Annotated in this window: 15 protein-coding genes; 10 read left to right on the top strand and 5 right to left on the bottom strand. The window is 49.8% G+C overall.

From position 1 onward, the window contains the following. Nucleotides 1-101 precede the first annotated feature (101 nt). Nucleotides 102-1,094 (bottom strand): acrylyl-CoA reductase family protein, encoded by a 993-nt coding sequence (locus tag AC0MA3_RS23805; protein ID WP_379153510.1) that lies wholly within the window; start codon nt 1,092-1,094, stop codon nt 102-104. 120 nt (nt 1,095-1,214) lie between these two features. Between AC0MA3_RS23805 and AC0MA3_RS23800 the strand changes: the two genes are divergently transcribed. The 4 genes from AC0MA3_RS23800 (at nt 1,215) to AC0MA3_RS23785 (ending at nt 4,489) form a co-directional block, all read left to right on the top strand. Continuing rightward, on the top strand, nt 1,215-1,844 hold the full coding sequence (locus tag AC0MA3_RS23800) for a TetR/AcrR family transcriptional regulator (RefSeq protein ID WP_474658064.1): 630 nt from the start codon (nt 1,215-1,217) through the stop codon (nt 1,842-1,844). Between the two features lie 106 nt (nt 1,845-1,950). Further along, entirely contained in the window at nt 1,951-3,360 is a 1,410-nt protein-coding gene (locus AC0MA3_RS23795) for an NAD-dependent malic enzyme (protein WP_379153506.1), read from the top strand. Between the two features lie 105 nt (nt 3,361-3,465). Next, nucleotides 3,466-4,002: an AAA family ATPase gene (locus AC0MA3_RS23790; RefSeq protein WP_474658063.1), complete on the top strand. Its 537-nt coding sequence runs from the start codon at nt 3,466-3,468 to the stop codon at nt 4,000-4,002. A gap of 43 nt (nt 4,003-4,045) precedes the next feature. Next, entirely contained in the window at nt 4,046-4,489 is a 444-nt protein-coding gene (locus AC0MA3_RS23785) for a GNAT family N-acetyltransferase (RefSeq protein ID WP_379153502.1), read from the top strand. 87 nt (nt 4,490-4,576) lie between these two features. Here AC0MA3_RS23785 and AC0MA3_RS23780 read toward each other — a convergent pair whose 3' ends face one another. Genes AC0MA3_RS23780 through AC0MA3_RS23770 form a run of 3 tightly spaced genes read right to left on the bottom strand, consistent with a single transcriptional unit; the run spans nt 4,577 to nt 7,042 of the window. Beyond that, nucleotides 4,577-5,368 carry an ABC transporter permease gene (locus AC0MA3_RS23780; protein WP_474658062.1) on the bottom strand — a complete coding sequence of 264 codons (792 nt, stop codon included), beginning with the start codon at nt 5,366-5,368 and terminating at the stop codon, nt 4,577-4,579. Between the two features lie 7 nt (nt 5,369-5,375). Then, nucleotides 5,376-6,206 (bottom strand): ABC transporter permease, encoded by an 831-nt coding sequence (locus AC0MA3_RS23775; protein WP_474658061.1) that lies wholly within the window; start codon nt 6,204-6,206, stop codon nt 5,376-5,378. A 20-nt stretch (nt 6,207-6,226) separates the two neighbouring features. Then, nucleotides 6,227-7,042 (bottom strand): ABC transporter ATP-binding protein, encoded by an 816-nt coding sequence (locus AC0MA3_RS23770; protein ID WP_379153496.1) that lies wholly within the window; start codon nt 7,040-7,042, stop codon nt 6,227-6,229. A 436-nt stretch (nt 7,043-7,478) separates the two neighbouring features. Here AC0MA3_RS23770 and AC0MA3_RS23765 point away from each other — a divergent pair, with 436 nt between their 5' ends. From AC0MA3_RS23765 to AC0MA3_RS23740, 6 genes are all read left to right on the top strand, one after another. Beyond that, nucleotides 7,479-9,011, top strand: coding sequence for a response regulator (locus AC0MA3_RS23765; protein WP_474658060.1), 1,533 nt, complete (start codon nt 7,479-7,481; stop codon nt 9,009-9,011). 6 nt (nt 9,012-9,017) lie between these two features. Beyond that, complete coding sequence (locus AC0MA3_RS23760) at nt 9,018-10,799, top strand: cache domain-containing sensor histidine kinase (RefSeq protein WP_474658059.1); 1,782 nt, start codon at nt 9,018-9,020, stop codon at nt 10,797-10,799. 193 nt (nt 10,800-10,992) lie between these two features. Then, nucleotides 10,993-12,303: an ABC transporter substrate-binding protein gene (locus AC0MA3_RS23755; RefSeq protein ID WP_474658058.1), complete on the top strand. Its 1,311-nt coding sequence runs from the start codon at nt 10,993-10,995 to the stop codon at nt 12,301-12,303. Nucleotides 12,304-12,421: 118 nt separating this feature from the next. Then, nucleotides 12,422-13,306 carry a carbohydrate ABC transporter permease gene (locus tag AC0MA3_RS23750; protein ID WP_379153488.1) on the top strand — a complete coding sequence of 295 codons (885 nt, stop codon included), beginning with the start codon at nt 12,422-12,424 and terminating at the stop codon, nt 13,304-13,306. Beyond that, nucleotides 13,306-14,130 carry a carbohydrate ABC transporter permease gene (locus AC0MA3_RS23745; RefSeq protein ID WP_379153486.1) on the top strand — a complete coding sequence of 275 codons (825 nt, stop codon included), beginning with the start codon at nt 13,306-13,308 and terminating at the stop codon, nt 14,128-14,130. Before AC0MA3_RS23750 ends, AC0MA3_RS23745 begins: the two co-directional genes overlap by 1 nt. Nucleotides 14,131-14,243: 113 nt before the next feature. Further along, nucleotides 14,244-14,735 (top strand): DinB family protein, encoded by a 492-nt coding sequence (locus AC0MA3_RS23740; protein WP_474658057.1) that lies wholly within the window; start codon nt 14,244-14,246, stop codon nt 14,733-14,735. 56 nt (nt 14,736-14,791) lie between these two features. On the opposite strand, the gene AC0MA3_RS23735 is transcribed toward AC0MA3_RS23740, so the two are convergent. Beyond that, nucleotides 14,792-16,465, bottom strand: a complete 1,674-nt coding sequence (locus AC0MA3_RS23735; protein ID WP_474658056.1) for an ABC transporter substrate-binding protein — start codon at nt 16,463-16,465, stop codon at nt 14,792-14,794. Nucleotides 16,466-16,487: the final 22 nt, after the last annotated feature.

Here is a 16,487-nt window from a genome sequence, read left to right as displayed (position 1 = left end):
GATATCTCCCTATCTTACGACAGAGTTTCATTCTCTTGAAGGTGTTTTGATTTGTCTCACTTTATGGGGTCAGTCCGTACTCCCTGCGGTGGCTTCACTGTTTAAGACAAACGGACCAATACGCGGCCTCTGGTGTTGGATTGTAGGATATCTTCCAGTGCAGCAGGCAGCTCGGCTAAGGTGACCTCACGGTCCACAAGCGCATCCAGTCGTTCAGGCTTCAGATCGGACCCCATCCGATCCCAAATCTGAATGCGCTGCTCCAGCGGACAAGCGACCGAATCAATTCCAAGTAAGCTGACACCCCGCAAGATAAAAGGCAGAACTGTCGTCGGAACCGCAGTTCCTGCGGTTAGTCCACTGGCCGCAACAGAACCGCCGTAGGCGATTTTGCTGAGTACGGCTGCTAGTGGAGCACCACCGACGGCATCAACAGCTGCCTGCCACAACTGCTTGTCCAGCGGTTTACCTGAACCGGCGCTGACCTCCTCACGGGAGATGACTTCAGAAGCACCCAGAGTCTGTAAATATTCAGCTGCATCTGTTTTGCCGGTACTTGCTGTAACCTGGTAGCCTTTCTTGGCCAGCATCGCAACAGCCGCTCCGCCAACACCTCCGGTTGCACCCGTGACCAGTACTTTACCCTTATCCGGTGCAGCACCGTGTGCTTCAATCGCGAGAATAGACATGGCGGCAGTATAGCCGGCAGTACCGTAGATCATTGCTTCCCGCAATGTAAGCCCCTCCGGCAAAGGCATAACCCATTCGGCCGGGATACGCGCATACTCGCTGAAGCCTCCGTAATGGGATACGCCGATCCCATATCCGGTGGCAATGACGGATTGCCCTTCCTGAAAGCGCGGGTCAGCGGAGGAGACAACTGTTCCCGACAAATCGACCCCAGGGATAAAAGGATAATTACGGACGATATTTCCGTTAGGGATACTCGCAAGTCCATCTTTATAGTTCACACTGGAATAAGCAACGCGGATCAGTACTTCTCCCGCTGGCAATTTCTCCAAAGTCAGCGGCTGTACCGCTACTGAAAACGTGTCTGTTTTGTCCACAACCAAAGCTTGAAAGGTTTCTGTCATGTAGGTCTCTCCTTAGACGAGCAGTAATGGGTAAGTCTGTTATATAATATTTATTCTGACCGGTCAACTTTTTAATCTCTATGATATAATGTACATTATTTCTGAATTGGTGGGGGTCCCATGGTACGTTATAAGAAGTCCGAAGAGAAACGCAAACAGATTCTGTCCGCAGCCTTTCAGGCGTTGTCCGAGCTGGGGTATGATTCTGTGACCTTGCAGACGATTGCCGATCATGCTGAAGTCAGCAAGGGGGTCGTGCATTATTATTTTGACAATAAGGATGCTGTGCTGGCAGAGCTGCTGGAATGGCTGACAAGTAAAATATCCGCTAAAGAGCTGGCAGCCGTGCAGGAGCAGCAGACAGCGACCGGCAAACTTCAGGCCTACATTGACTCCGCGTTTCCGGGACCTGCCAAGAACCGTTCCTTTTACCGGGTGTACCTCGATTTCCTGGCCCGGGCGAGCCGGACTCCCGTCTACCGGGAGATTAACCAGCGTTTCTATGATAACTGTGCGCGGATAAGTACGGAGGTGCTGGTGCTGGGGCAGGCGGAAGGGATTTTTGCCAAGGAGTTGTCCCCGGAGACAACGGCCCCCGTCATCCGTGCAATCATCGACGGCTGTCTGATCCAGTGGCTGATGACCGACAATGATGAGCTTCATGCCGTGTTCAAAGAATCCTGTTATGCGGCGGTTATGAAAGTGCTTAGCTCTGGGAATAGAACAGATAGCAAGCTGTTGAAGGGCTGAGAGCCTATGTGGGCAAATGGAGCTGGAATAAAAAGATACAATTATGTATAAAGTGTGAACTGTAGTATATTGGACATAGATTGCTCAGATCAAGGAGGCTGACTCTATGTCGATTGCAACAACGATGATCATCCGGCTGGAAATCCGCAAGTCGGTTGCGACCTTTGGGGATGTGGCTTCGAGGCTGGCTGCGGTTGGTGGCGATATTGTGGCCATTGACGTGATTCGCGCAGGCAAGGATGTAACCACACGGGATATTACGGTAAATGTGCAGGATGCCGCAAATGACGAGGTTATCACGGTACTGGCAGACATGCCGGGGATTAAGGTCATTAATGTATCGGACCGTACCTTTCTGGCTCACATTGGCGGCAAAATCGAGATCACACCGAAGATGCCGATCAAGAACCGTGAGGATCTGTCACTGGTCTACACACCTGGTGTGGCGCGTGTCTGTATGGCGATAGCCGAGGACCCGGGGAGAGCCTATTCACTAACGATGAAAAGAAATACAGTAGCTGTCGTCACCGACGGCACTGCGGTACTGGGTCTCGGCGATATCGGGCCGGAAGCGGCGATGCCTGTGATGGAAGGCAAAGCCATGTTATTTAAACAGCTTGCAGATATCGATGCTTTTCCGCTATGTCTGAACACCAAAGACCCAGAGCAGATCATCCAAATTGTGAAAGCGGTTGCTGCCGGGTTTGGGGGCATTAACCTGGAGGATATCAGCTCTCCCCGCTGCTTTGAGATTGAACGGAGGTTGTCTGCGGAACTGGATATTCCGGTATTTCATGACGATCAGCACGGGACGGCGGTTGTAGCTTTGGCTGGTCTTTTGAATGCACTTAAAGTCGTTGGGAAAAGAGTAGAGGATTGCCGGATTGTCGTTGTGGGCATCGGGGCAGCGGGTGTTTCAATCTGCCGGCTGCTGCTGGCGGCGGGTGCACAGAAGATATATGCCGTTGACCGGGCAGGCATTCTGCACAGGGGGCAGAGCTATGACAATGCGGAGTGGAGCTGGCTTGCCGGGGCAACCAATCCTGAGGGGCTGACTGGAGGACTGACGGAGGCTATTGCTGAGGCGGATGTGTTTATTGGCGTCTCTAGCGGTGGCATCCTGAAAGTAGAGCATGTTCAGAGTATGGCGGAGGATAATATCGTGTTTGCTATGGCTAACCCTACCCCTGAGATTGAGCCGGAGCTGGCTGAGCCTTACGCAAGGGTAGTGGCTACCGGAAGAAGCGATTATCCCAATCAGATCAATAATGTGCTTTGTTTTCCCGGGATTTTCCGCGGGGCGCTGGACTGCAGGGCCAAAACAGTCAATCTGGAGATGAAGCTGGCTGCAGCACAGGCGATAGCTTCTGTGGTTCATCCGGATGAGCTGAATGAGCAATATATCATCCCGAGTATTTTTAACGAGAAAGTGGTTGAAGAGATACGTGATGCGGTGATTCGGGCCGCCATTGCAACGGGTATGGCGCGGAGGATTCCACCGGATATCTCGGAGTGAGGCCGGACATTTGTAGCAGAAAAAGGTACAGTGAGATGTATCGCTGTATCTTTTTTGTCCCAAAATATACAATGGGCTGTAATCCGTTCATGAACAGGAGGGCATATGTACAGCAGAATTCATATCATGGGAGCTTCAGGTTCTGGAACCAGCACACTCGGACGAAGTTTGGCAGATCATCTGCCGCATGTTCATTTGGACAGCGACGATTATTTCTGGGAGCATAAATATACCAGACAGACGGAGATTAATGAAAGGCTGGTTGAGATCCAGCGCGATCTCGATCAGCAGGAGCCTTGGATATTGTCCGGTGCAGTCTGTGGTTGGGGTGACGTTCTGCGCCCGCGTTTTGATCTGGTTATATTTCTGTGGATTCCCCAGGAAGTTCGGCTTGAACGCCTACGAGCCAGGGAAGTTGAGCGCTATGGTGCGGAGAGTCTGCCTGGAGGAAGCATGTTCCAAGAGGTACAAGCCTTTATGGAGTGGGCGTCTTTGTACGATACAGCAGGGCCGGAAGTTAGAAGCAGAGTGCTTCATGAAGACTGGATGTCACAGCTGCAATGTCCCGTGCTGAGATTGGAAGGGGATATGACGGTCGAAGAGCGTGTGGAGGCTGTGCTTAAGGAATATCGTGTTGTATGAAGAGGAATAGTCTTATCAATCATTAGAAAGCGGGTGCCTGTATATGATCACTATTAAAGAAATTGAATTCGAATCTTTGGACGCACTGAACAAACTTTACCATGAGCTGATCGACCGTCCTACAGATCCGCAAAAGCTGGAAGCTGCATTTCGGTCGATCAAGGCCGATAACCGGTACATATTATTAGGCGCTTATGTGGACGGGGAGCTGCTGGGTTCAATGATGGGCATCGTGTGCCAGGATCTCATTGGCGATTGCCGTCCGTTCATGGTGATTGAGAATGTGGTTGTTTCTTCCCGGGCACGGCGTCAAGGCCTCGGTAAGAAGCTTATGACTGCCATGGAGACCATCGCACATGAAAAAGACTGCTATTACATCATTTTCGTATCCGGCGAGAAGCGGAAGGAAGCGCATGTTTTTTATGAAGCCATGGGTTATCGGGAGGAAAAGGTAGAAGGGTACCGCAAGCATCTTAGCTCGCATTAGTGCACTCCTTGCGGTTTGTTCACCCAGTTTATTTGCTATGAATCTGCGGTGGGCGATTATGGCTTCCAACAGTACACTCTCAAAATATCAGCTGCCCGTGCTCTTATAATGCCGTACCCCAAAGCGCCAGACCAGCAGAGAGAAGCCCAGAAACCCTGCACCGGCAGGGAGGGCCAAGTAGCCCAACCACTGCGGATAGTTCCAGCCGCATACCGTGGCTGCAGGGTAGAAGCTGATAAATAACATGGGCAGTACAAAGCTGAACATGTTTTTTAGTGCTCTCGGCATATAGGGCTCAGGACAGCGTGTGATTTGATAGCTGGCATTGGTCAGGATATAGATCCAGTCCAGCCCTTTGATGGTAAAGAACGCGAGCCCTGAAGTAAGGACGAACACCCCGCAGTACATAATGCACCCCCCTGCCAGTGCCATAATCAGAAAGCCGATCTTCCCCAAGGTAAGTGAAACACCAAGCTCGGAGAGTGCCCAGCCTGCCGCGCATATTCCCGTAACGGGACGGACCAGACGGTGCAGATGGAATCTGGATGCAGCGACTTGAACGAACAGGGAACGGGGACGGAGCAGCAGTCTGTCAAAGTCACCGGAGCGCAGCATCTGCCAGGGGAAATAATCAAAGCCGCGGCACAGGCTCTCCGCAAGTCCAAAAGAAGCCACAGCCAGGGAATAGACCAGTATAATATGGGCGACCGTCCATTCCCCGATGTTGCCGAAGCGTGAGAAGAGGAGCACGGTAGCGATGGGGTCGGAGACGACCACAACAAACACCTGGATTAGCATTAGCCACCAGCCTTTGTATTCCATTCCCGACAACAAATGCATCCGCAAATATTTGAAATAGATTTTGCCTTCAGCAATCATCCTTCTGTTAACCTCCCTGCACGATAATACTTTTTAGTTTGCGGGTCATGATCGACCGTCCGATGAATACAAAGAGGGCACTCCAAAAAAACTGTAAACCGATTGCAGGCAGGGCACTTGGTGGCGAGAGACTGCCGACATACAGCCGGACTGGTATATCTGCGAATCCCCCAAAGGGCTGAAGATACAGAAAAGTCTGCATAAAGTCAGGCCAGAGGCGGAGCGGAAGATAGGTGCCCGACAATATCCCGCTGAACAGTAATAACATATAGGTTGGCCCGTCACCCCAGGTGATATTTAATCGAATGGAGGTGACTAACATGGCAAAAGCGGAGCACAACAGAAAGGCCATCACCACTGACAGAAGAAAACAGACAAAACCAAGAGGGGAAGCAGGAGCCCCCAGCGCATAGCTGACAGGCATCAGCAGCCCGGCCAGGATGGTGGCGAGGCTGCGGAGCCAGGAGGTTCCAAGCTTGCCTGCCGAGCTTTTGACGAACCAGTGCGTATACAGATTCATCGGACGGCATAACTCCACACCGACATCACCGTTGTTGATTTTGGCCATAATCTCACCGTCAATGTTCATTGATTGCAGCACAAACAGGCCTTGGGCCAGCCATACGTAGGAGATGGTCTGTGATAGAGAAAGGCCGTTATTATTCCAGGCACCGTTGTCGCTGTATGTATAAAATACGGTGAACAGTACGCACTCCAAGAAGGCCCAGAAGACACTGACAAACACCCCTGATATTGCGGAAGCACGGTATTGCAGCCCTTCAGCCATACGAATGCGGAAGAGGGAGACACAGGCCTTACAGGTATTCCGGAAATTCATCATACACCTCCTAAAAGTTTTTATACCAGCGACAGGTCATTATACATCGCAGCGATCATGGCATCCGTGTTTACCTTCATAATCACTTCTGGAGCATATTTCTCTTGCAGGCCACCCAGTAGTCCGTCGTACAACAGTTGTCCATGCCCAATGACCATCACCCGTTCGCAGAGTGCTTCAATGTCATCCATATCGTGCGTGGTCAGCACCATGGTCACTCCGTACTTACGGTTTTCCTCCTTCAAAAAGTTCCGGAGTGCAAGCTTGGATACCGCATCGAGTCCGATGGTAGGCTCATCCAGGAAGAGGATTCTCGGCCGGTGCAGCAGCGCTGCCACCAACTCGCAACGCATCCGTTGTCCAAGCGAAAGCTGTCTGACGGGTGTTTTTACAAGCGCTTCCACACCAAGGGTTGCCGTTAATTCAGCAAGTCTTGTCTTGTAGTCTCCAGGAGGAATGGCGTAGATATCCTTAAGCACATCAAAAGAGTCGGCTACCGGCACATCCCACCACAGCTGGGAGCGCTGCCCGAACACGACGCCGATTCTGGACACATGCTCCACGCGGTTCTTCCAGGGAACCTTGCCCATAATGGTGCATTCACCGCTGTCCGGTGTAAGGATGCCGCTCATCACCTTGACTGTGGTGGATTTGCCGGCACCGTTAGGCCCGATATACCCGACCAGCTCCCCTTCATTAATCTCAAAGCTGATTCCCCCAAGAGCTTCTACTTGGGTCACATTGCGCATAAAGGCCCCCTTCAGCAGACCCCATTTTCCTTCGGGCCGTTTGTACACCTTGAATGATTTCCGGATATCTTTGACTTCAATTTGCATCCAGCGCACCTCCTTCGTGCAGAAGATCATAACATTACCGATAGGCTGAGATAAAATGGAATTAGGACGTTTGTTGATCCAGTCTGACTTCTCCGGAAGGGGAGACTATGGATTCTCTTCATTTTCCATAAAAATGCTTGCTATCTTGACATTTCCATGCTATATTAATTTTATAGTTAACGCAGGAAAAATGGGTTTTATTTTACATATGTATCTCAAATAGGAATGTTGATACCGGTGATGAATTCACCGGTTTTTTTGTGTTCTCATAACGGTTGCGTAATCCCCTGCCGTTACTGCTTTTTGTTGCTGAAACCCCGATGTCTTAGCTTACCAAGGAAAAATTATCCTTTGACCATATCCGTGATAGCGCTCTATAATCCCTTCATATGTGGCAGGCTATTCATTATCATAACGAAAGAAGGCGGGGATTCACTTGAATGAGCTATGCAGGGTACTGATTGTAGACGATGAAATTCTGGTCCGCCAGGGGATCAAATATGTGCTGGATTGGGAGCGGGAAGGCTTTCAGATTGTAGGCGAAGCCTCTAACGGGCAGGAAGCGCTAAATACCCTCCCCACCTTGAAGCCGCATATTCTGATCACTGATATTGTGATGCCCGTTATGGATGGGGAAGAATTAACGCGGATTGTGAAGCGGGATTACCCGGACATGGAGGTTATCGTGCTGAGCAGCTTCAGTGAATTTGAGTATGTGCGCTCCACATTCCAGCACGGGGTAGCTGATTATATCCTGAAGCCGAGGCTGGAAGCAGGAGCACTGCTGCAGGTTCTCCAGAAGACCAGGGAGCGGATTCCCGGACTTGGGGCTGCCGAGGCGGCAAAAGATCAACGTCGTTCCCCAGAATCCCTGCTAAGCAGATTAATCTCCGGTTATGAGCTAAATGCAGAAGACGCAGTCTTTTTAGAGCAATATTTTCCGAATGGACAATTCAGATTCTTGGGAGAGTCTTCACAAGAGCACATTCCTTACACAGCGATTAGCGAAGCTCTGGAACGGAGGGTTCCGGGTCTGGTACCTGTTGCCATATCCGGAGTACAGCCGGATTCCGTACTTCTTCTGATCAATCTGGAAGCTTCGATGTGGAAGGATACCGTTCAGGTACTCCAAGATCTTGCCTTGAAGCAGGCCGGACATGAACCAGCATTTCGCATAAGTCTGAGCATGGCCTTTGGCGCGGTGAATGAGGCGGCGGCTGTGTATCAGGACAGTTATGTGAAACTCAAACAATACAGGTTTTATTTTCCCGGACTGATGGTGCTGATTCCTGATGAATTGCCTCCACTCCCTGAAGAACTTCCAAAGTTCAATCTGAGCCAGTTCACCGAGCAGCTCAAGCGGCTGCAGCTGGAGGAGGGTTTTGCGGATCTTCGCCAGCATGTGGCTGAGCTCTGCTCGTATTATGAGAATGATGTCTTTCAGTTCAAATCCTTTCTGGGAAATATCATCTTCAATGTGACCAATCAGTTCAGTCACTTGAAGGTGCTGGAGGAGGAGAAATATGACCTTTTCCGCTCGATTGACGAGGCTCCTTACGCGGATGCGGCTGCCGGGATTCTGGATGGTTTTTTGGACCGGGTCATGGAGCTGGCTTCCTCGGCTGCACCCGCTTCCGGCAGTCACGCCAATATGAAGAAGCTGCTGGAATTTATTGAGGAGCATTATGCAGAGCCGCTGAGTCTGACGGAACTCGCCCGCCATTTCCATTTCAACCCCTCGTATTTATCGAGTCTGTTCACGGCGCACAACCAGGAAGGGTTCAAGGAACATCTCAACACGGTCCGCACGGATAAAGCGGCAGAGCTGCTGCGGGCGGGGGAGGCCCCTATTTCCGAGATCAGCAGTATGGTCGGCTATGGGGATCACAGCTATTTTTGCAAAGTATTCAAGAAATACACCGGATTATCCCCAAGCGGCTATAGACGTCAATTTTATGGGCAGGAGTAAATAGATATGCGAAGGTACTGGGAGCGTTATAAATTTCACAGTTTGTTTATCAAAATCTTTATTGTTATGGTCATCAGCATCATCGCCGTAGCGATTTCGGCATCCTGGACGACAGTCCGCATGTCGGAGAAGCTGTTCATGGAGACTTTCAGTATTACGAATTCGAAGGTGCTGAACCAGATTAAGGCTAACTTTGAAACCTTCCATTATTCCATCGTCACGGCTACCAATAATGCACAACTGAGCGGAACGATTAAGAGCTTTTTGACGGATGAGGACTCCACCTCTGTGCGTGAGCTGCGAACCTTCTACAACATGACAACCCAAATGAAAAAAATCCAGTCCACGCTGGACACCTACCAGGTCGGGATCAAAATCATGGGGGAAAACGGACGCAGCTATTCCACGAATACCAATAATTTGCTGATGACCGATGCAGAGCTGCGGGAGCATGAACTGACGCGAAACACACTGGCTGAACCCAAAAGACTGATGTACCAGTTCTACCAGGAGTCCAGACCAGGTTCGAATCAGAAAGACGGGGTAATCGTTGGCAGCAAAGCGCTCATGGAGCGGACGACAAGCGATATTTACGGAACCTTGTATTTTACGATTCATGAAAAGGACTTCCGGCCCTTTTACGCCAGCTTTGTTAGCACTGGGAACGATGTGGCAATACTGAACATGGATGGAGTCATTGTCTCCAGTAACCGCAGTGACCTCATGGGGCAGAAGGCTGAAGATTTGCTGGGATACGCCAAGGATATTGAAGCCCAGAAGCTTGAATATATGAATGTCGATTTCAGGGGGACAGACTCTATTCTGATTGCAGATTATTTGTCTTCCTACGATTTTTATATCGTCAATTTGATTGATAAACAAACCGCCCTCGGCCAGATGGTTGATAAGAAGGCGGTCGTCTTGATCTGCTCGTCTATCGTGATCGTGGCGCTGATCATTGTTTTTTTGATCTCCCGGAAACTTACCCGATCCTTAACGCTGCTCACCCGGCAGATGTCCAAAATCACACACCGGAATTTCCATAATTATATTACCGTAACCGGAAGCTTTGAATTTCAGGAGCTTGGGCATACTTACAACTACATGCTTGATGAGTTGAATGATTATGTGGCCCGATTGGTTCAGACACAAAAAGATCAGCGTCAAGCAGAGCTCGCTGCCTTACAGCATCAGATCAATCCGCATTTTCTCTACAATACGCTGGCTTCTGTTAATTTCCTGGTGCAGCAGGGCAGCAAAGACAAGGCGGTGCATACGATTCATGCTCTGATATCGATGCTGCAAAATGCGCTGAGCAATGTTAGTGAGAGTATCACCATAACCCAGGAACTGGAGAATCTGAAGTCGTATGTCTTTATTAACCATGTGCGGTACGGCGAACGGATCCGGGTCAATTTCTTTATCTCACCGGACTGCATGGAGTTTCATGTGCCGAAGCTGATTATTCAGCCGTTTATTGAGAATGCTTTTTTTCATGCTTTTACGAAGAAAAGCGAAGGCTACATCCATGTGCTAATTTCTCAGGATGCCGGCTCGCTGGTCTGTGAAATCATCGACAATGGAGACGGTATGGAGATCGATGAGCAGGATCTTCCTTTATCCGAGCCAGAGGGCAAACGCCAGCAGTTCACCGGAATTGGAATCAGGAATGTGCATGACCGCCTTGTATTGCTGTATGGCGAAGAATACGGGATTACGATCAAGAGCCGTCCGGGTGAAGGCACTGCTGTCAAAATTCGTCTTCCGCTATTGCGTGGACAAAATTAATACCAATATCCAAAAAAAGAACAAAGGAAGCAATAGGTAACGCTTACAAACAGGCGATAGAATGACCAATCCACACAAAGTAAGTTCTAACGGAACCTGCAAGACGGATGATAAGATTATCTATGTAATCAGGAAGCGCTTACAGAAAGGCGCATTCACTCACTCAAGCACACAAAAAAAGGGAGGATAACAAATGAAAAAGAGCTTTGCCTTACTACTGATTTGTATGCTGCTGTTAACTGCCTGCGGTTCCAATGCCAAGAACAACGCGGCGAACACTGGAAAAGAGGGGAATGCCGGAGGCAAGACCGCGCAGGCCAAAGAAATTACAATCTGGGCGTGGGACCCTGCCTTTAACATTGCCGCTCTGGAAGCAGCAAAAGCTGAATATGCCAAAACCAACCCGGATGTAAAAATCAATATTGTCGAATATGCCCAAAGCGATATTATTCAAAAGCTGAACACCGGCCTGAACTCGGGGACAACCAAGGGATTGCCGAACATAGTACTGATTGAGGATTACCGGTCCCAGAGCTTCCTTCAAGCTTATAAGGATTCCTTCTTCGATCTCAGCAGCTATATTAAAGGTTCTGACTTTGCAGATTACAAAAGCGGTCCAACCAGCCTTGACGGCAAGCAATACGGGATTCCGTTTGACTCCGGGGTAACCGGTCTATATTTCAGAACCGATTATCTGGAACAGGCCGGCTACAAGCTGTCAGATCTGCAGGATATAGACTGGAAGAAATACATTGAAATCGGTAAAGCTGTGAAAGCGAAAACCGGAAAGTCTCTGATTACGCTAGATCCGAACGACCTTGGCTTGATTCGTGTGATGATTCAGTCTGCTGGCTCCTGGTACCTGAAAGAAGACGGAAAAACACCGAACATTGCCGGCAATGCACCTTTGAAGGAAGCATTTGAAACCTACAAAGAGCTTACTGAAGCCAATGTAGCCAATGTACATGCGGACTGGAGCCAATTCGTGGCGGCCCTGAACAGCGGTGCAGTAGCATCCGTGCCAACCGGTAACTGGATTACACCGTCGATTACTGCTGAGGCTTCCCAATCCGGCAAATGGGGTATTGCTCCGCTTCCGAAGCTGACAAACAATAAATCGGTTCATGCCTCCAACCTTGGCGGCAGCTCGTGGTACGTGATGAATGTCGACGGCAAAGAAACTGCTGCAGACTTCATGGCTAAGACCTTTGGCTCTAATGCAGATCTGTATCAAAAACTGCTTAAAGACATTGGTGTAATTGGTACCCTCAAAGCAGCATCGAGTGGAGAGGCTTACAGCCAGGCCAATGAATTCTTTGGCGGACAAAAGGTTGTCTCTGATTTTGCTTCATGGACAGAGCAGATTCCAAGCGTGAATTATGGTGTCAACACCTATGCTATTGAGGATATTCTGATCGTGGAAATGCAAAACTACATGAACGGCAAGGATATCGACAAGGTACTGAGTGATGCCCAGGCCCAGGCCGAATCACAGATTAAATAGCTAAAACGGTTCAAACCATTAACCCTTGGGCGTATCTTGCTGCTCCTAACGTTCAGGAGAAGAAAGTGCGTCCGGGGGTTTTTAATGACACTTATACTTTCAAGGAGGCTGGGCCTTAGTGAAACATGCAAACCTAAGCATTCGCAGAAAAAGCGCGCTCACCGGATGGTCCTTTGTCCTGCTGGCCGTTATCCTAATCTTTGTATTCTACTTTTATCCGATGCTGCAGGCTTTGATATTATCGTTCCAGACAGGGACAGGAACCAACCTTACCTTTACAGGGTTTGATAATTATACAAGATTGCTGTCAGACAAAACGTTTATTACATCGGTCAAAAACACCTTTATCTTCCTGCTGGTTCAGGTTCCGCTGATGATCGTTCTGGCACTGTTTATCTCGGTGCTGCTGAACGACAGTAAGCTGAAATTCAAAGGTTTTTTCCGGACAGCGATCTTTCTGCCCTGTGTAACTTCGCTCGTTGCATACTCGGTAGTGTTCAAATATTTGTTTGCCGGCGACGGCCTGGTCAATACTTTCCTGATGAATCTTCATCTGATTAACACGCCAATTCAGTGGATATCCGATCCGTTCTGGGCCAAGATCACAATTATTATCGCGATTACCTGGCGGTGGACCGGTTACAATATGATCTTCTATCTGTCTGCTCTGCAGAATATCGACAGTTCAATCTATGAGGCAGCCAGAATTGATGGGGCTTCCGCAACGCGGCAGTTTTTCGGCATTACCGTACCGCTGCTGAAGCCGATCATCCTGTTTACCTCTATTACATCCACTATCGGAACCTTGCAGCTGTTCGACGAGGTTATGAATATTACGAAGGGCGGTCCCGGTAACGCTACACAGACGATCTCCCAATATATTTATAATCTATCCTTCAAATATGCAGCAGACTTTGGTTATGCGGCTACCGTATCCTATTCCATTGTGATTATGATTGCAGTGTTGTCGTTCATCCAGTTCAAAGTGGCAGGTGATAAATAATGGCTAAAAGTAAACGGTTTTTCACATACCTGCTTCTCAGTATTGCTGCCGCCATTTCGATCTTCCCATTTCTGTGGATGGTGGTAAGCTCTACAAACCGGTCTGTTGATGTTACCCGCGGGCGGCTGTTGCCAGGCTCTTATCTGCTGGAGAACTTCCGTAATCTGCTGGAAACTACAGATCTGCAGCAGTCACTCATCAACTCGGCGAAAATCTCGATCACGACTACGATTCTGGCACTCCTGATCGCCTCGCTCGCCGGTTATGGCTTTGAGGTGTTCCGCAGCCGTGCAAAGGACATCGTATTCAACATCCTGCTACTGTCGATGATGATTCCGTTTGCCGCCTTGATGGTTCCGCTGTACCGGATGTTCGGACAGATCTCCAATGTCTTCCCTTGGATGGGGATCGACACGATGACGGCGGTGATATTGCCTACGGTGACCACGGCATTTCTGATCTTCTTCTTCCGGCAGAGCACGAAGATGTTTCCTAAGGAGCTGCTGGAGGCGGGACGTATGGACGGACTCAGCGAGCTGGGGATCTTCCTGCGGATCTATCTGCCGACGATGAAAACCACTTATGCAGCCGGTGCCATCATTACCTTCATGTCGAGCTGGAATAACTACCTCTGGCCGCTGATTGTACTGCAGACTCCTGAGACGAAGACCATGCCGCTTCTGATCTCCACGCTAGGCTCAGGCTATGCTCCAGACTTTGGGATGATTATGATTGCAATTGTGATCGGTACGATTCCGACGGCATTGGTATTCTTCCTGATGCAGAAGCAATTTGTAGCCGGCATGGTTGGATCGGTGAAATAATTATAAGTATTTTTTACCTTCCGAGTCCCTCCTCTGATGTGATAAACTGGAAACAATTGTGATCTATTTAACAATAGTTTGCTGTTCTTATATCTATTAATTGGAGGGATTTCATGCAGACGTTTTTCCGCTATAACTGGATGGTTCGGGAGGAATGGTACAAGTGGTGTGAAGACCTGACGGAGGAAGAACTGCTCAAACCGCGGGTTGGCGGGGTTGGAAGCATTCTGAAGACATTATTTCATATAGCCGATGTGGAGTGGAGCTGGACCATGGGAATGTTGGGCAAACCTGATTTCCAGGAGGATTTCGCCGAGTTCAGCAGTCTGGAAAAGGTGAGAGAGCTTGATGCACGCTTCCGGCTGGAGGTGGAGCCTTTTGTACTGAGCTGGAATGAGGGGATGGAGCGGAATGTCTTCACGGAACAGCAGCCAGACGGATCGATGTCAACAGATGCCTGGGGCGAGATCATGCGCCATATGATTGCCCACGAAATTCATCATATCGGTCAGCTCTCCGTGTGGGCCAGAGAAGTCGGTAAGAAACCGCCTTCCGCCAATCTAATCGGGAAGGGACTTATGGACAGCCTTCCTGGTAAGGCATAAAGTTCTAATTCAATACACGAACGAACAGCTCCGGTGGGTCTTCTGCCGGAGCTGTTTTATATGCCGCGCGGAAACCACAGATGGCGTAGGTCTACCCAGCCCTGGCTGTTGAAGGTAACACCTCGCACAGACGGAAGATATGCCGTCTGAACTGGCTTTTCGTAGAGGATGTGCAGCTGATGATCCCTTGTCAGTTTGTCTTCGATCCGCTTGAAGCTAGCGGCTCTTGCGGCGGGATCAGGCTCTCTTGAGATGAGGTTAAGCAAACCTTCAATATCTGCCCGTGTACCAGGATCCAGATGTTGTGACAACGTTACATACAGATCGTACAGCCGGAGTTGCTCGTCCTGATCCCGTAGCAGAGAGAAGACAATGAGGTCGGCCTGCAGGCGCACAGGACCTTTGAATTCCTCTGGCGACACCGACAAGAGGCTGCAGGTATAACCGTACTGTGACAGCAGGGAGGCAATATGGTTGGCGTCCCCAAGATATTGCGGAATGGTGGCAATCTGCAAAGCTTCTGTCTGCCTTGCTTGAATATCGCTGGCCGGAGCCGCTGCAGTTCCATCCAGGCAGGACAGGATGTCCGCGCGGAGCTGGGGATCGCTTAACGGTCCGTTTTTCTTGGTGTTGCAGGTGACAAACTTGCGCACACAGGATTCAGAATGAATCTGGCTCCAGGAGGAGGAGTCTGCTGCCGAAGGATTATGGATAATATGAAAGGCCGATACAGTATCAGGAGGTACCTGCTCATTGCTGAACGGTACATGAAGAATTTCCACACGGTCCAGATGAGCCCGGCCCTGAAAGTAATAAGGGAATACCTCCAGCACGCAGAGATCCTCATTCATCTCCACCAGCTTGAAGGGTCCGGTGCCGGCAGGTCTCCGGCCAAAGGCACCCGCCGTTGCTGATTCTGGTTCACGAGGAACAACCGCTGCCCGGCTGGTACAGAGGAACGGCAGAAACAGCTCATTCGGATTTCGAAGTATCATGCGTACCGTAGCAGCATTCAGTGCTTCGACCCTGCTGATTTCCTTGAAGATAGAACTGTAAAGCGTCCGCTGTGAGGACTGCAACAGCCGCTGTAGCGTATAGACCACATCCTCGGCAGACAGCACTTTTCCATGGTGGAACAGAACATCCTTACGCAGATGAAACGTCCATTCTGTGCGGCTGTCATCCACATCCCAGGCATGGGCCAGACCTGGAACAATGCCCCGATCCCCGCTTCTTCCTACCAACCCGTCAAAGATATGACTGGAGACGAAGGACTCGGCCAGCAGATTCATATACAGCGGGTCGAGGGTCTGAAGTTTCTGGGTAACCGGAAGCCGCAGCGTATCGATCTGTTTATTGCTGCGGATTTCGAAATGATGGCCAAAATAGGCCAGCAGCCAGCCCTGCAGTGTATCCTGAAGTGAGGAGGAACTTGCATGTCCTCGTATCCCTTCTATTGCGCTCCCCATGTCTTTGCTGCTGATTGCCTGCTTCATGGACTCCAGCGCAATATCCTCTGCTTCCACAAGAAAAGCCAGCTTTGAGCGTTTTCCCCGGCCGCGGCTGGGAGTCCAGGCGATCCAGTGTTGCCCGGCCATTTTATTGACAACATGAAGGGCATTGCGGTGAGTGCAGTTAAAGGTTGCGGCTAGCTCATCCAGAGTAACGGAAATTTCTGCCGGTCCTCCATGCTGGGAGTGGAGCTTCAGAAATTGGCTGTGCAGCTTCATGAATTGTGGTCTCCTTCTAAAA

The organism is Paenibacillus sp. LS-5 (assembly GCF_056121505.1).
Note: the sequence above shows the minus strand (reverse complement) of the source record. Positions and strands in the feature narration are given on the sequence as shown.

Excerpts from the sequence above, each read along its gene's own strand:
- AC0MA3_RS23805 (WP_379153510.1), bottom strand. The coding sequence starts at position 1,094 with ATGACAGAAACCTTTCAAGCTTTGGTTGTGGACAAAACAGACACGTTT.
- AC0MA3_RS23740 (WP_474658057.1), top strand. The coding sequence starts at position 14,244 with ATGCAGACGTTTTTCCGCTATAACTGGATGGTTCGGGAGGAATGGTAC.
- AC0MA3_RS23735 (WP_474658056.1), bottom strand. The coding sequence starts at position 16,465 with ATGAAGCTGCACAGCCAATTTCTGAAGCTCCACTCCCAGCATGGAGGA.
- AC0MA3_RS23745 (WP_379153486.1), top strand. The coding sequence starts at position 13,306 with ATGGCTAAAAGTAAACGGTTTTTCACATACCTGCTTCTCAGTATTGCT.
- AC0MA3_RS23770 (WP_379153496.1), bottom strand. The coding sequence starts at position 7,042 with ATGCAAATTGAAGTCAAAGATATCCGGAAATCATTCAAGGTGTACAAA.
- AC0MA3_RS23790 (WP_474658063.1), top strand. The coding sequence starts at position 3,466 with ATGTACAGCAGAATTCATATCATGGGAGCTTCAGGTTCTGGAACCAGC.
- AC0MA3_RS23775 (WP_474658061.1), bottom strand. The coding sequence starts at position 6,206 with ATGAATTTCCGGAATACCTGTAAGGCCTGTGTCTCCCTCTTCCGCATT.
- AC0MA3_RS23800 (WP_474658064.1), top strand. The coding sequence starts at position 1,215 with ATGGTACGTTATAAGAAGTCCGAAGAGAAACGCAAACAGATTCTGTCC.
- AC0MA3_RS23795 (WP_379153506.1), top strand. The coding sequence starts at position 1,951 with ATGTCGATTGCAACAACGATGATCATCCGGCTGGAAATCCGCAAGTCG.
- AC0MA3_RS23780 (WP_474658062.1), bottom strand. The coding sequence starts at position 5,368 with ATGATTGCTGAAGGCAAAATCTATTTCAAATATTTGCGGATGCATTTG.
- AC0MA3_RS23760 (WP_474658059.1), top strand. The coding sequence starts at position 9,018 with ATGCGAAGGTACTGGGAGCGTTATAAATTTCACAGTTTGTTTATCAAA.
- AC0MA3_RS23785 (WP_379153502.1), top strand. The coding sequence starts at position 4,046 with ATGATCACTATTAAAGAAATTGAATTCGAATCTTTGGACGCACTGAAC.
- AC0MA3_RS23755 (WP_474658058.1), top strand. The coding sequence starts at position 10,993 with ATGAAAAAGAGCTTTGCCTTACTACTGATTTGTATGCTGCTGTTAACT.